The following is a 12,949-nucleotide window of genomic DNA, read 5'->3' as shown; positions in this document are numbered from 1 at the left end:
GATTATTACGGTATACTGCGCGGCCTTCGGCCGGTCCAACCGGCCTTAATTCGTACAACAAGCCACGCCGGATTTCCCGCGTGGCTTGTTGTTTTTTGACGCGCCTGCGGGCGCCCAGAGAGAAGAGGCACGACGATGAGTGCATTGGTTGGCGTGATCATGGGCTCCAAGTCCGATTGGTCCACCCTTAGCCACACCGCCGATATGCTGGAAAAACTCGGCATTCCGTATGAAGTGAAAGTGGTCTCTGCCCACCGCACCCCGGATTTGCTGTTCCAGTATGCCGATGAAGCAGAATCCCGTGGCATCGAGGTGATCATCGCCGGTGCCGGCGGTGCAGCGCATTTGCCTGGCATGTGTGCGGCCAAGACCCACCTGCCGGTTCTCGGCGTGCCGGTGCAATCGGCGATGCTCTCGGGCGTGGATTCGCTGTTGTCCATCGTGCAGATGCCGGCCGGCATTCCGGTGGCGACCCTGGCGATCGGCAAGGCTGGCGCAATCAACGCCGCCCTGCTGTCCGCCAGTATCCTGGGCGCCAAGCACCCGCAGTTCCACGCGGTGCTGAAAAAATTCCGTGCTGAGCAGACAGACAGCGTGCTGGACAATCCAGACCCACGCATCGCCTGAGGTTGTTGACGATGAAAATCGGTGTAATCGGTGGCGGCCAACTGGGTCGCATGCTGGCCTTGGCGGGAACCCCGCTGGGGATGAACTTCGCTTTCCTGGACCCTGCGCCAGACGCCTGCGCGGCCGCGTTGGGTGAACACCTGCGGGCTGACTACAGCGACCCGGACCACCTGCGCCAACTGGCCGACGAAGTCGACCTGGTGACCTTCGAATTCGAAAGCGTCCCGGCCGAAACCGTGGCCTTCCTGTCGCAATTCGTGCCGGTGTACCCGAGCGCCGAAGCCTTGCGCATCGCCCGTGACCGCTGGTTCGAGAAAAGCATGTTCAAGGACCTGGGCATTCCCACCCCGGCCTTCGCCGACATCCAGTCCCAAGCGGACCTGGATGCCGCCGTCGCCAGCATCGGCTTGCCGGCCGTGCTGAAAACCCGCACCTTGGGTTATGACGGCAAGGGCCAGAAAGTCCTGCGCACCGCCGCTGACGTGGTCGGCACCTTTGCCGAACTGGGCAGCGTCGCCTGCCTGCTGGAAGGCTTTGTGCCGTTCACCGGCGAAGTCTCGCTGATCGCCGTGCGTGCCCGTGATGGCGAAACCCGCTTCTACCCGTTGGTGCACAACACCCATGACAGCGGCATCCTCAAGCTGTCCGTGGCCAGCACCGACCACCCGTTGCAGGCCCTGGCGGAAGATTATTCCAGCCGTGTGCTCAAGCAGCTGGATTATGTCGGCGTGATGGCATTCGAGTTCTTTGAAGTCGACGGTGGCCTCAAGGCCAACGAAATTGCTCCGCGCGTGCACAACTCCGGGCACTGGACCACCGAAGGCGCCGAGTGCAGCCAGTTCGAAAACCACCTGCGGGCGGTCGCGGGCTTGCCGCTGGGCTCCACGGCCAAGGTTGGCGAGAGCGCGATGCTCAACTTCATCGGCACGGTGCCGGCGGTGGAAAAAGTCATCGCCATCGATGACTGCCACCTGCATCACTATGGCAAGGCCTTCAAGGCTGGGCGCAAGGTAGGCCACGCCAACCTGCGCTGCAAGGACCGCGCGACATTGGAAGCGCAGATCCTCAAGGTTGAAGCGCTGATCGCCGAGCAATAAGGCAAGTCCGACGGGAACCATTGGTTGTTGCCGTCTCTCTGATTGCAGGATGGCAAAGCCTGACTAGGCTTTGCCATGACTCACATTCAATCAGAGGGAAATGCCATGGGTATCATCGGAACCATCTTTATCGGCTTGATCGTCGGCCTGCTGGCGCGTTTCCTGAAACCAGGCGACGACAGCATGGGTTGGATCATGACCATCCTGCTGGGTATCGCCGGCTCCCTGGCCGCGACCTACGGTGGTCAGGCGCTGGGTATCTACCAGGCAGGCCAAGGTGCAGGCTTCATCGGTGCCCTGGTTGGTGCGATCATCCTGCTGGTGATCTACGGCCTGATCAAAAAGAAGTAATCTGCCGACAAAGTCCTCTGCGCTGCGCAGGCGCAGGGGGCTAGAATGCTCGGCACCTGTACTTGCCGAGCTTCTCCATGCGCCGTCTTTTGTTGATGTTCCTTTTGCTGGGCCCTGGCCTGGCGCACGCCGGTGAACTGCCGGAAACCGACTGGCTCGACCTGATGCCGCTTTCCGACCAGAAAGCCCTCGAAGCCATGCCCGAGATCGACCACAACTCCCCCGAAGCCCAGGGCACCTTTACCGATAAAGGTGGCTTGAAGCAGAGCAAGGGGTTGCCGGCGGTAATGTATTCGACCAAGACCGTCGCAGCCATGAATGGCAAGAACATCCGTATCGGCGGTTACCCGGTGCCGTTGGAAACCGACGCCAAGGGTCGCAGCACCTTGTTCTTCCTCGTGCCGTACCCAGGCGCGTGCATCCACGTGCCGCCGCCACCGCCCAATCAGCTGGTGCTGGTGCGCTACCCCAAGGGCTTGAAGCTGGATGATATCTACACGCCGTTGTGGGTGACCGGCACCCTCAAGGTCGAAAAGGTCAACAACGACCTGGCGGACGCCGCCTACGCGTTGGATGCCGGCAAGGTACGGGTGGTCAAGGAGTCGGATCTTTAATCCGGGGTGTCGGGATAGAACACCTGCTTGGCCAATGGCCAATCCATCTCGGCACGGTACGTCTCTATCCGGGTGCCTTGGCGAGCGGCATCCACTTGAGCCGTTGGGCCCCATGCACGCTGCGCCGGTGTTTCAAGATGGACTCTGGCAGGGACGGTGTCGGTCATCTGTCCAAAGTGCATGTGCGCGTAAGCCCACAGTTCGCCTTTGACTTGAATCCTGAACTCGTCCACGAAGCTTGGGACCTTCATCCAGCCTTCAGCGCCAGGCCTTGGTATATGTCGGGTGATGGGTACCCGGGTCAGGGTTTTGTGGATGGTCACCACCTCTGGCTGGCTGCGCAAGAACTCCAGGGCTTTGACACTGGGGGCTTGCTTGAGACTCAGGTCCACGCGCAGCAGTTGCGCCATTACGTTAAAACGCACGGCGTGCTCCCTGATGTCGCGTGCTTCATCCAGTAGCCCTTTTCGGGCTGCTTCATCGGTGAGGGCGGCGCATGCTGCCTCAAGATCATCGGCGCCCTGACGGAGCTTGGTCGCCCCTGATTGGATACGGTCTTCGACCCCCGTCGGTTCGGCCGACACCTTGCCCCGGTAAAACACGATGAGCGCATCATGCTCCTCAATCACGTCCTTCATTTGCTTGATGGCCTCATTCAGCTCCTGTGCGATATCCACTTGGCTGGCCGATCCCATTGCGCTGGGCTGTTTGATTTGGATGGGAGACCTGATCCAGAGTTTGTCCTCGCCGGATTTGATATAGGCAGCGACACGTTGACCGTTGCTGTCGAGGATGTCTGCGACATTGCCATTATCGGCTCTGGGCTTGGCGAGTAATTCTATGTGGGTGCGGGGTTGGTCGCCTGCCGCCAGGATGCGCACGCGATTCTGCGGGTCAGGATTTGGAGGGGCTGCCGGCAAGGGGCTAGAGGGGAAGGCGCGTGACGGTCCGGCCTTATCCGTCGGGAGTGTTTCCAGAGTGGCGAGCATCTGTTCCAAGTCTTCGTCCAGTAGCGACTTGAAGACAGTGGATTGTGCTGTGACGGTGTTAACCGCCCGCTGTTTAGCGTCGATTAACGTTTTCAAGGGCCCCTCTTGTTCGACAGCATCCTTCACCGGCTGAAGGTTCTTTTGTTGAACCGCCAAATACCCTTCCAAGTCATCAATGATTGCTGCGTAGCGCGGGCTGAGGCTGTTGGCCACTTCAATGCTGTTGATTAGCTGCGACCTGCCGAAGTCAGGCACTGCGATGTAGGCCTGGGGTTTGAACACGGGCAGCTCGTTGTTTTTCTTGTGTACCAGGCCCAGTTGCTGGGCAGCTTCGAAGTGCAGCAGCGATTTGTCATAGACCGGGTGTCTCATATTGAACGCTTGCGATTGGGTCGCCTGATCCAGTGCGGCTGTCGCTCTCTCCATCTTCGCGTGCGCGGTCTGGTAGTAGGTATCCCGTTCAGCGTTTGCCGCTCGGATCTTCTTCAGCTTCTTGCCCCCGCCATGCCCACTTTCACTGACCGGTACCCACGCGCCGTCCTTATTGACGATGCGGTGCACGGGACGTGTCTTGTTGTGTGGGTGAACGATACAGAACTCTGTGTCGCCCGCGAGGCTGTGGCGGGTTTCGACGGCGTACCACTGGCCGCGGGCACGTACATAGCTCTGCTGATTCTTGCCATCGTAGATACCGTTGGCCCGACGGCTGAACTCCACGGTTTGCTCATAGGCGACGGGCGCGATGTAGTCATCGAGATCCGGGATACGTTGCAGTCCCTCTTCGCCAAACGGGATGTAGCGGGGGCCGAACGCTTGGTTGGTCAGCGGGTCGATCAGGCGGTACTCCGGCAGCAGATCGGTGCCGACGCTGCGCATGGGCACATGGTCGATGCCTTCTACGGTAAACAGACTGTCCTGCGTCTCAAGGGGTTTCCAGGCTTGTGGGTCGACCGACTGTAGCGTTCGGCCAGAGGGCGTGAACGATGGTTTGACGAGGGTCTTCCTTAGCAACGCCAGGCCCGCGTCCACCTGGCGTGCGGCCGCAACGCTGAGCCGCAGCGCACTCAAGCCGCCGATCTTGAGCAGGGACGGTACGGCTTCCAGCGGGTTGAGTTCTTTGAGGGAGGCGAGCAAAAACGTTTTGGTGAGTGCCGCGAACTTCGGCAGCGCCGCCTGAAAACTGATCCTCCCGGCGTGTGCAACCAGGCGCGCCGAACCGCCAACGTATTTGCCGACGGGGGCGGCGAAGGAGAGTGCGTCGGTGAAGAGCGACAACGCGCCGCTCTCCACGCGTTGTGGATCGCCCGAGGCGATGTCCTCTATCCCGCCCCAGAAAGGCACCAGCATCTTGGCGTAGAAGATAAAGTCGTCAATGGTTTCTTGTGCCGCCTCAACCAGTGAGGTGTTGCGTTTGGCGGATAATTTGAGCTGGGATTCGTCCGTGTGAAACAGCGCATCGGCAACGATGGCGGCCAGTTGTCGACTGCGCGCCGAGGTCAATGTTTGTGCTGCCCGCATGTACTCCGAAGGGGCTGGCGCAGTGGCTGGCAACACTTGACCGATGGGCTCGGCAATCAGCAGGCTGGACACCGCTTCACGGGGGCGCTGGCCCTGTTGATACGCGGCCCAGTCGAACGGCATGGGCGTTGCGCGGCGAAAGGCTGCCTTACCCGAGCGGCTTGAGCCGCCGGTGGATTCCACGACAACCTTGCCATTGACCGTCAGTGTTTGAATGTCTGGACGCGCACGTATCACTGCCGCGCGAGGGAACACCTCATAGTAAGTGGTGCGGTGCTTATCCCGGGCCTGGATGATAAAGCCGTGACGTCCCCGTGCGGCCGCGATGTTCTGTGGGGTTTCGCGCTCAACCGTCACGTGTTGCAGTTCCTGGCGCAGGGCGTACAGCGTGACCTCGCCGTTTTCGATCGCGCTGCGGTCAGGCAGTGGCAGGTTGGGCAGCAACGCTCGGATAAAGGTTTGGTAGGCTGATTTGGCGCCGCTCAGGTAATCATTGAACCCTTGTTCGAACGCTGCGTCCGTGGTGAAACGCCAGCGGCCAGGGGGGGCTTGGGAAATGGTTGCTGTGGCCTGGGTTATCTCCTGCTCGTGCTGCTCCAACGCTTCTACGGCCAATTGGGCTTGTTCAGGTGTGTATTCATTGCTTGCGCTAGGCAGTACGCCGTTGGCTTTGGCCCACTCCAGCGTGGGCTCCAGCCGGGCCAGCGCGATCACCAGTGTTTGCTCGGGCGTGGCGCGCTCGCTTGTTGTGGCCAGTAAGCCGAGCAGTTGTGGGAAGGTCATGTGTTGAGCCGAGCCGGGTGTAATGGCGTGTGCAAGCGCTACGGCTGCCTTGAAATTCACCCAGGCGATGGAACTGGCGTAATACAGGTCGTCGGGAATATCCCTTACCCAAACCTCCGAAGCGGAAGCCTGTTGCAGCAGGCGCTTGGCCAGTTGCACGCCGCCGGGCGTGAGCTGGCAGTTGTGGCGCAGGGACTGCTCAAGTTGTTGATGAATGTAGCGGTAGCTATAGCCCCAGTGCAGAGGCGTGGCTATTTCCACTCCTGCGACAGTCAGCCGGACTTTGCCGCTTGGGCGTTCAAAATTCAACCAAAGCGTGCGCCAGACCAGGTTGCGCAGCACTTTCTCCGGTGGGTTTTCACCCTCGGCGGTGTACCAGTCCAATGCTTTGACCAATTGGTTGGCGAACTCAAGGCATTGGCGCGTCTTGAACCACTGTTCGAGCACGACTGTGGGAGTCTTCAGCGCCTGGGCTTCGCGTTGGGGTGTCAGAAAGTGCAGGGTCAGTTGCCTGAATATGGAACCGCTACCGGCGAGTAGTTGCTGGTATAGCCGCTGTTGCAGGCTGGCATCATCGTGCTCGTCCACAAGCTGATCAAAAGGCAGTTCGCCTGCATCCAGGCCCAGCGACAGCGAGGCAGCATGCTCCTGAAGTCGCTCGACCACGTGTTGCAGCGGGCTGTCTGCGTCGATGGGAACGCCATAGAACTTGAGCGCAAGCTCCAGCCGAACTGTGCCGTCTGCGCGAATGCCGTCACCGACGTCCCGTCGCGCCGCTATCAAGACGTTGACATCGTTGCGCCAATAGATCGGCACCGTGCTCAGGGGCAGCAGCACGCCCTGAACGGTAAAGCGGGTCAGCGGCGAGTCCGCCAACGCTGGCTGGTTATTGACGAGCTTTTCCAACACCCGCAAGGGCGACCAGTCGATCTCGGCCGGGCTGGATCGTTGGCGCATCCAGTCTGCAAAGTCGCTGTCTTCCTCGAGTTTATTCAACACCTCTACAGCCCGCGCGCATGCCTTGAACAGCGGTGATTGGCGATGAGGCGTAAAGAACGCATCTGCCAGTGGTTGCTGCGTAGCCCCCGCCTGGAGGCTGTTCAACTGGGTCAGCAGGCCAGGGAAATCAATCAGTCGGTCGGCCTGTGTTTGCATCAACTGCTGCTGGGCCGCAACCGCAGCTCCCCTTTGTTGGGCGCGGGTGATCAAGAGCGGCCGGGCATGCTGCGTGATGGGCCGGCTGAAATCCAGCAGTGCAAACAGGCTGGCCGCCTGGTCGATTTTTTTCACCACGCCCTCCGTGGCGTCGCGATGAACGGCCCAGTGGTACTCGATATCCTGACGTTGCTTGCTGAGCAACAGGCCAACTTGATGGTGGAAAAAATGCTCAACGCCGGTGACCGGCACCAGATTGACCCGCGCATCTTTGTTGGCCCGTGGCGCCAGGCTTGTAAACCCCGGGTGGTGGCGATGAGCAAGGCTGACCAGCAGCTGTTCACGCCCAGGCTCTGTTTTAAACAGCCGGGTGATATGTGTCTTCAGCGCCGTGGGACTGGTGAACCCGATCAGGCCTTGCCTCGGCAGGTAGAGCACCGTGGGGTTGGAGGTTCGGTGTTCATCCAGTGGCCAGGTGCACAGGGCGAACGCACCGACCAGCGCCAGTTCGTCGGGTCCTGTGGTGTCTTGCAGGTTGAGGTGAAAGAGGTTCAGGGTGCCGGGCAGGACGGCTGTGCCCAGTTGCCGGACCAACGCGACACTGGCTGGGTCAAGGGACGCCGTTTCGAATCTCAATGACGCCTCGCACTGGATCAGAAGCGCGAGGGCTTGAGCGATATAGGTACTACGAGATTGTTGGGTTGCGCTATGATTGGCACTCCAGAACTGATTGAGGTCATTGAGGTAGTACTCAACCCCCAGCAACTGATTCATCAGGGTTCTGATTGCTATATGGCCCGCGTCACCCAGTCGCAGAAATGCGCCGTTTTTATAGAGATAGAAGTCACTGCGCTGGTGGTAATACGCCGGAATCCGACATTGATGGAGCGCGTCCTGCGCCAGAGTTTTCAGCGTCCTGTCGTTCGCGCTGGGCGAATCAATCAGGGAGTCCTCAGGATTTTTCAGGTAGAGGTGTTCGGTGGGGTGCTTATCAAGGGATTTGGCGAGCGCCTCCAGGACGAGCTGATTGGCGCAAAAGGTCAGTGAAGGTTGGGCGCGGAGGATCTCTGTGACTGCGTCGTTCCACTTGACCATGAGTTGGGCCACGTGGGCGGGAGGCTGTTGTGTTACTTCCAGGAGAGAAGGAGTCATCGAAGGGGCCTTTGTCAGATGCGTTTTTTGCACCATAACGAGGCTGCTTAGACTTGAGGCTCTACATAAATGATGCAGCGATCCGCCGCACCAAAGGGCAGTGCGCCGGACCTGCATCCATCAACGGGGTGCCCGCGAGGAAGATTACAACGGGGCTGCAGTGATACTGACCGCCAGCGTGTGGCTTTGCCCCGGGGCCAACACCACCACATCATCCAGCACATTCGCCGTCTCGATGCACAGCATGCCTGGCCAGCCATCGTCGGCCATGTCGTCGAACGCCTTGGCGCGCTCGGTCCAGGGGTTCCAGATCACCGTCGACTTCGAGCCCTCGGCCGTGAGCTGAATGCGGCGCTGCCAGTCTTTGTCGACGATGTTCAACTGTGACGGCGTGTCGAGGTAAATTCGATCGGTCTCGGCCGTGAAGTGCAGCAGGCCGGATTGTGTCTTCTCGGCCCAATTGTCTGCGGTATCGATATAGGCATGCCCGTCCAGCCCTTCGACCTGCACGTTGCGAACATCGCTGACGGCGAAGTAGGTGTGCAGCGCCTGGCTGAGGGTCACGGTACCGGTGCCACGGTTGTGGCTGGTCAGGCGGATATGCAGTTGCTCATCCAGCAGCAGGCTCAGTGTCAGGTCAACCGGATGGGGCCAGCCAGGAAAGCCGCCTGCAGGGACCGGCAGAGCCAGATCCACGCGCAGCGCGTCACCTTCAAGCCCGGTCGCGGCCAATTCCCACAACGCGGTACGCACGAAACCGTGGGCGCCGGCGGGCTGCTCGCTCTGGCGCATCGCCTTGACGCTCTGAGGGTTGCGGTCGAATACACCAAACCACGGCCAGCACACCGGCACGCCGGTACGAATGCCCTTGCCCTTCTTGAACACCGCTTCAGGATTCGGCCAGATCAGCGGCTGTTCGCCATCGCGTCCGTAACTGAAGATATGCGCGCCCTGCTGCGCCACCATCAGTTCGGCACCGTTGTGGCGGATGCGCCAGCAGTCCAGCTCGTCGATTTTCACGGTTTCAACGTGGGGCGTTGGCATAACAAAACACTCTTGGTGGCAGGCAATGGGGCAATTGACCGTCAAATCCCGGCGAGGTTTAACGTGCGCGCGAAGGAACCGAGCGCGTGCGACCGCTGCCGTCGATGGCGACGAATACAAATACCGCCTCGGTCACCTTGCGCCATTCGCTGGACAGCGGGTCGTCGCTCCACACTTCGACCATCATCTGGATCGAGCTGCGGCCGATCTCCAGGGCCTGGGTATAAAAGGAGAGCTGCGCGCCCACCGCGACCGGCACCAGGAACGCCATGCGATCAATGGCCACGGTTGCCACACGCCCGCCTGCAACCTTGCTGGCCATGGCGGTGCCGGCCAGGTCCATCTGTGCGACCAGCCAGCCGCCGAAGATGTCACCAAAACCGTTGGTTTCACGCGGGAGCGCGGTGATTTGCAGGGCGAGATCGCCTTGCGGGATAGGATCTTCTTGTTCGAGTTCGATCATGCCGAGGGCCTCTGACCCGTAACGCTTAGTGGATAGCCGTCTTCGAAAAAAACGTTTCAGCACCAACATACACCGCGTGATGCGTTTCTCGTAAGGCGTACTAAAGGGAAACTCTGCCAAATCGGCTGGATGGCACCCAACGGCGTTTTGGCACAGCAGCCCCTCAAGACTGCGGTTCTGGCGCTTGCAGGGGCCGAGTATATCGAGACCCTGGCGCCACGACGACCTCTGGGCGTTCATTTGGTCGGCATTTAGCGGCTGTATCGCGGCTTTTTCCGGCAACTGTGCTTCTGTGCGCAGTTAAAGGGGAATATTTAGCGTCTTTGAACTGTTATTCGCTCAACGCTGTGCTTTTTCTAGCGATTTGCTATCTTGCCAAGCCTGCCGCAAGTCCCGGGCTTGCCGTCCCGACTACTATAAGAGAAGCCTTGCCATGTCCTCCGTGCCCGCAAGCAGTGCGCAACCTTCGCGCCCGCTGACCCGCAACGACTATAAAACCCTGTCGCTGTCTGCCTTGGGCGGGGCGCTGGAGTTTTATGATTTCATCATTTTCGTGTTTTTCGCCACCGTGGTCGGAAAACTCTTCTTCCCCGTGGACATGCCCGAATGGCTGCGCATGATGCAGACCTTCGGCATCTTCGCCGCCGGCTACCTGGCGCGCCCCCTGGGCGGCATTATCATGGCGCACTTCGGCGACCTGCTGGGCCGCAAGAAAATGTTCACCCTGAGCATCTTCATGATGGCCGTGCCAACGCTGATCATGGGCCTGCTGCCAACCTACGCGCAGATCGGTCTGTGGGCACCGGTGCTGTTGCTGCTGATGCGCATCATCCAGGGCGCTGCGATTGGTGGTGAAGTGCCAGGCGCCTGGGTGTTCGTCTCCGAACACGTACCGCCGCGCCATATCGGCTACGCCTGCGGCACCCTGACCAGCGGCCTGACTGCCGGCATTCTGCTGGGTTCGCTGGTGGCCACCGCGATCAACACCCTTTATAGCCCGGAACAGGTCTCGGATTTCGCCTGGCGCATTCCGTTCCTGCTTGGCGGCGTGTTCGGCCTGCTGTCGGTGTACCTGCGCCGCTGGCTGCATGAAACACCGATCTTTGCCGAAATGCAGCAGCGCAAGACCCTGGCCGCCGAACTGCCATTGCGCGCGGTCCTGCGTGATCACCGTGGCGCCATCGTGTTGTCGATGCTGCTGACCTGGCTGCTGTCGGCTGGCGTCGTGGTGGTCATCCTGATGACCCCGACCGTGCTGCAAACCGTCTACCACTTCAGCCCGACCGTTGCGCTGCAGGCCAACAGCCTGGCCATTGTTACCCTGAGCCTGGGTTGCATCGCCTCCGGTGCATTAGCCGACCGCTTCGGCGCCGGCCGCGTGCTGGTCACCGGTTGCGCGCTGCTGCTGGCGACGTCCTGGACGCTGTATCACAGCCTTATGGCCCACCCGGATTGGTTGTTCCCGCTGTACGCACTGACCGGCCTGTTCGTGGGCACCATCGGCGTCGTTCCCTACGTGATGGTCAAGGCTTTTCCGCCTGTGGTGCGCTTCAGTGGCCTGTCGTTCTCCTACAACGTGGCCTACGCCGTATTCGGCGGGCTGACGCCGCTGGCGGTGTCGCTGCTGATGAAGGAAAGCCCGATGGGCCCGGCCTACTACGTTGCCGCCCTGTGTGTGATGGGGATGGTGGTGGGTGGGTATCTGTGGAAGCGTTCGCGCTGATTCCTTGACATGATCGCTCCCGCGCCCTGCGTGGGAGCGATGGCAACTCCTCGCTGCGCCCCTTCTCCTTGCCAATAGTGGCCTTTCATCTAACTGTCACATTCCAGACATAGAGTGTTCACACGGCCTCCCGATACTTGGCCCCGATCCAACTATCCCTATCTGCTAGGAGCAAGGCATGAAACTGAAACGTTTGATGGCGGCAATGACTTTTGTCGCTGCTGGCGTTGCGACCGCCAACGCGGTGGCCGCTGGTGTTGATCCGGCAATCCCGGCGTACGTGAAGACCACTGGTGTGTCGGGCAACTTGTCCAGCGTCGGTTCCGATACCCTGGCTAACCTGATGACCCTGTGGGCCGAGGGTTACAAAAAGGAATACCCGAACGTCAACATCCAGATTCAAGCTGCCGGTTCTGCTACTGCGCCACCTGCGCTGACTGAAGGCACCTCCAACCTGGGCCCGATGAGCCGCAAGATGAAGGACACCGAACTGGCGGCCTTCGAGCAGAAGTACGGCTACAAGCCAACCGCTATCCCGGTTGCCGTGGATGCCCTGGCCGTGTTCGTGCACAAGGACAACCCGATCCAGCACCTGACCATGGAACAAGTCGACGCGATCTTCTCCTCGACTCGCCTGTGCGGTGGCAAAGCCGACGTGAAAACCTGGGGTGACCTGGGTGTGACCGGCGACCTGGCCAACAAGCCGGTTCAACTGTTCGGTCGTAACTCGGTATCCGGCACCTACGGCTACTTCAAAGAAGAAGCCCTGTGCAAAGGCGACTACAAGCCAAACGTGAACGAACAACCGGGCTCGGCTTCGGTCGTGCAGTCGATCAGCTCCTCGCTGAACGGCATCGGTTACTCGGGCATCGGCTACAAGACCGCTAGCGTGAAGACTGTGGCCCTGGCTAAGAAAGGCAGCACTGACTTCATCGAAGACAGTGAAGAAAACGCCCTGAACGGCAAATACCCGCTGTCGCGCTTCCTCTACGTTTACGTCAACAAAGCCCCGAACAAGCCTCTGGCCCCGCTGGAAGCTGAGTTCGTGAAGCTGGTTCTGTCCAAACAGGGCCAGGAAGTTGTGGTGAAAGACGGCTACATCCCACTGCCAGCCAAAGTCGCCGCCAAGGCCCTGGCTGACCTGGGTCTGAAAGAAGGCAACTGATTGCCTCTGCGGGGCCGGAGTACCGGCCCCGCATCCGAATTTTCTAGTCCGCTGCCAGCCTTGCTTCGCGGCGGATTTGTTGCGTCACTGCACTGTCATCTTTCTGTCATACAGGATCGCTAGGGTGTGCGCATGAATGATCTGGCCAATTCCACCATGACGACGACTTCTCCCCCCAAGCGCATTGACTTCAATACGCCTGAGCTGCAACGCAAGCGCCGCATTCGCGCGCTCAAGGATCGCCTGACCCGTTGGTATGTGCTGGTCG

At 60.2% G+C, this 12,949-nt stretch carries 9 protein-coding genes; 6 read left to right on the top strand and 3 right to left on the bottom strand.

Features of this window, described 5'->3' with window-relative positions:
- Nucleotides 1-135: 135 nt before the first annotated feature.
- The 4 genes from purE to ACP7EW_RS17780 all read left to right on the top strand — a co-directional run bounded on the left by purE (nucleotide 136) and on the right by ACP7EW_RS17780 (nucleotide 2,689).
- Nucleotides 136-627 carry a 5-(carboxyamino)imidazole ribonucleotide mutase gene (gene purE, locus ACP7EW_RS17795; protein ID WP_003176980.1) on the top strand — a complete coding sequence of 164 codons (492 nt, stop codon included), beginning with the start codon at nucleotides 136-138 and terminating at the stop codon, nucleotides 625-627.
- Between the two features lie 11 nt (nucleotides 628-638).
- Nucleotides 639-1,724, top strand: coding sequence for a 5-(carboxyamino)imidazole ribonucleotide synthase (locus tag ACP7EW_RS17790; RefSeq protein WP_028618517.1), 1,086 nt, complete (start codon nucleotides 639-641; stop codon nucleotides 1,722-1,724).
- Nucleotides 1,725-1,829: 105 nt separating this feature from the next.
- On the top strand, nucleotides 1,830-2,075 hold the full coding sequence (locus ACP7EW_RS17785; protein ID WP_016978642.1) for a GlsB/YeaQ/YmgE family stress response membrane protein: 246 nt from the start codon (nucleotides 1,830-1,832) through the stop codon (nucleotides 2,073-2,075).
- A 77-nt stretch (nucleotides 2,076-2,152) separates the two neighbouring features.
- Nucleotides 2,153-2,689, top strand: coding sequence for a DUF3299 domain-containing protein (locus ACP7EW_RS17780; protein ID WP_269132336.1), 537 nt, complete (start codon nucleotides 2,153-2,155; stop codon nucleotides 2,687-2,689).
- On the opposite strand, the gene ACP7EW_RS17775 is transcribed toward ACP7EW_RS17780, so the two are convergent.
- The 3 genes from ACP7EW_RS17775 to ACP7EW_RS17765 all read right to left on the bottom strand — a co-directional run bounded on the left by ACP7EW_RS17775 (nucleotide 2,686) and on the right by ACP7EW_RS17765 (nucleotide 9,793).
- Nucleotides 2,686-8,229 carry a hypothetical protein gene (locus tag ACP7EW_RS17775; RefSeq protein ID WP_426218620.1) on the bottom strand — a complete coding sequence of 1,848 codons (5,544 nt, stop codon included), beginning with the start codon at nucleotides 8,227-8,229 and terminating at the stop codon, nucleotides 2,686-2,688. The genes ACP7EW_RS17780 and ACP7EW_RS17775 overlap by 4 nt on opposite strands.
- A gap of 201 nt (nucleotides 8,230-8,430) precedes the next feature.
- Nucleotides 8,431-9,330 carry a D-hexose-6-phosphate mutarotase gene (locus tag ACP7EW_RS17770; protein ID WP_426218618.1) on the bottom strand — a complete coding sequence of 300 codons (900 nt, stop codon included), beginning with the start codon at nucleotides 9,328-9,330 and terminating at the stop codon, nucleotides 8,431-8,433.
- Between the two features lie 58 nt (nucleotides 9,331-9,388).
- Nucleotides 9,389-9,793, bottom strand: a complete 405-nt coding sequence (locus ACP7EW_RS17765; RefSeq protein WP_003176975.1) for an acyl-CoA thioesterase — start codon at nucleotides 9,791-9,793, stop codon at nucleotides 9,389-9,391.
- A gap of 433 nt (nucleotides 9,794-10,226) precedes the next feature.
- On the opposite strand from ACP7EW_RS17765, the gene ACP7EW_RS17760 reads away from it, so the two are divergent.
- Nucleotides 10,227-11,516 carry an MFS transporter gene (locus ACP7EW_RS17760; RefSeq protein ID WP_133075594.1) on the top strand — a complete coding sequence of 430 codons (1,290 nt, stop codon included), beginning with the start codon at nucleotides 10,227-10,229 and terminating at the stop codon, nucleotides 11,514-11,516.
- Nucleotides 11,517-11,694: 178 nt separating this feature from the next.
- Nucleotides 11,695-12,681: a phosphate ABC transporter substrate-binding protein PstS gene (locus ACP7EW_RS17755; RefSeq protein ID WP_016978637.1), complete on the top strand. Its 987-nt coding sequence runs from the start codon at nucleotides 11,695-11,697 to the stop codon at nucleotides 12,679-12,681.
- Nucleotides 12,682-12,949: the final 268 nt, after the last annotated feature.

The sequence above is a fragment of the Pseudomonas sp. DWRC2-2 genome, from assembly GCF_049897885.1.
Taxonomy (GTDB): domain Bacteria; phylum Pseudomonadota; class Gammaproteobacteria; order Pseudomonadales; family Pseudomonadaceae; genus Aquipseudomonas; species Aquipseudomonas azotoformans_A.
This window is presented reverse-complemented; position numbering and strand designations above follow the sequence as displayed.